The organism is Okeania sp. SIO2F4 (assembly GCF_010672385.1).
Taxonomy (GTDB): Bacteria; Cyanobacteriota; Cyanobacteriia; order Cyanobacteriales; family Microcoleaceae; genus Trichodesmium.
Genome location: NZ_JAAHGT010001264.1, coordinates 1 through 2,035, shown reverse-complemented (window position 1 = coordinate 2,035; position 2,035 = coordinate 1). Strand labels below are relative to the sequence as shown.

Here is a 2,035-nt window from a genome sequence, read left to right as displayed (position 1 = left end):
TGGAGCGATCGCTGCTTTTGCTGTTTTATTATCTGAAGGTATGACACGCGATTGCCTGAGCGATATAGTCTTAGAAAAAGATGGTTTTTCTGGGTTGCCTAAATTTAATTATTATCTTGAAAATTTTATTCATCTCGGCCTAATTTGTCACAAAGTATCTGTTGATAATCTTCCTCTAGTAAAAATCGTTCCACATTCACCAGTCTGCAAACTTCAGCTAAGTAATTTAGCACTGGATACTCAATACAGTCTTTCTCGCTTTGCTTATGCTCATAAAGATCGGGGTGAGATGATTTTAGAATCTCCCTTGTCTCATGCTCAAATTACTCTAGCAGATTGGCGAGGAATGGCTATTATTACTGAGTTAGTAAAGCCTCGCAGCATTCAAGAATTGGCTTCTATAATTCCAGGACTTTCTGAAGAATTATTGCAAGTATTTTTGAGCTTTTTGTTGAGTGCTGAAATGATTTATGAATTCCCAGATACTGCTCATATAGAAGAAGAAAATAGTGAAACTTTAGGACTATGGGAATTTCATGACCTTTTATTTCATTTCAGAAGTAGAAGGGGCAGACACTTAAATCCGGTTGGTAAAACTTATCGTTTGTTGAATAAAATTGAACCTTTACCTGTAATTACAGAGGTAGAATCCCAAGAACGAATAAATTTATACAAACCCGATATTGAAAAACTTAAAGAAACAGATTATCCCTTTTCATTGGTTTTAGAAGAACGAAAAAGTATCAGAAATTATGGAGACAAACCACTCTCTGCCGAACAAATAGGAGAATTTTTATATCGTTGTGCTAGAGTTAGGGGCGTTTTTTCCAAAGATTATCGAGAAGTTAGTAATCGTCCTTATCCAAGCGGTGGAGCTTGTTATGAGCTAGAGATTTATCCAGTTATTACTGCTTGTGATGGGATTTTGGCTGGATTTTATCATTATTGTCCTCAAAATCATCAACTAAGTAAGTTATCAGAGATTAATACCCATGTCAATCAACTTTTAGAAGAAGCAAAATGGACGGCAACACTGGAAACTCAGCCCCTGGTTTTAATAGTTGTTACTGCTAGATTTGCTAGAGTTTCTGGGATTTATGAATCTATGGCCTACAGCCTTATTTTGAAGCACGTCGGTGTTCTCTATCAAACAATGTATCTTGTTGCAACTGCGATGAATCTGGCTCCTTGCGCCCTGGGAACTGGGAATTCCGATCTATTTGCTAGAGCAATGGATATCAATAGTTATGGTGAATTATCTGTAGGAGAATTTATTTTGGGAAGTAGAGGGTAGACAGACCTCTATGTAAGAAGTTACATATTATACTTGTAGTTAATGTTAAAAATTGTAAAGCTAGCTAGAAAAACCATTCAAACTAGATACAATAACTAAGGATTTCTTTTGACAAAAATAAAAAGGTAAAATTATGACCGATTCTATCGAGATCAATAGTCTTACAGGACGAGAGATTCTAGGAGGAAAACTAGATAATCAAGGAAAAAACGGATCTAGCGATATAACTATTGACGGAAAAGACTATGGAGAATATGCAGAAAAACTTCGGAAAGCATGCAAACAACTCTCGCAGCTAATAGCATGGATGTGGATTGACGATGATGAGTTTCCTGATAGCTTAAACCCGTATTTTGCAATATATCTAAAAAAACTTTTTGATGCTATACTCAGATATCAACAATTCTGTAATAATAAAAAGGGAAATAAAGCGATCACTGAAATATTGTTAGGCGATAATAAGAGAGCAGCCAAAACACTAAAAAAAGCCTATGCAGATAATAACCAACACTGGGACCTTGAGGCTCCTGAAGGTTTTAATTTGACACTTCAACAAGTTTATGAAGCACTTGTGCCAACAGACAGTAAAAGGCATGATCATAATGATAATGAGTATGTTTTTAACAAGGAATTTACAAATGATTACTACGCAGAAGTCTCAATAGATACATATGATGGAACTGTATTTTATGACTTCTTTGGGACAAATAACCCTACAGAGGAGCCAAAGTTTATAGCTGT

The 2,035-nt window shown here is 35.5% G+C and carries 2 protein-coding genes; both read left to right on the top strand.

Annotation, left to right across the window (positions count from 1 at the left end; genetic code table 11):
* The coding region (locus F6K22_RS39530) for a SagB family peptide dehydrogenase (RefSeq protein ID WP_293110494.1) at positions 1–1,294 on the top strand (1,294 nt) is incomplete at its 5' end.
* A 133-nt stretch (positions 1,295–1,427) separates the two neighbouring features.
* Positions 1,428–2,035, top strand: a 608-nt coding sequence (locus tag F6K22_RS39525; protein WP_293110493.1) for a hypothetical protein, incomplete at its 3' end; no start/stop codon positions are given.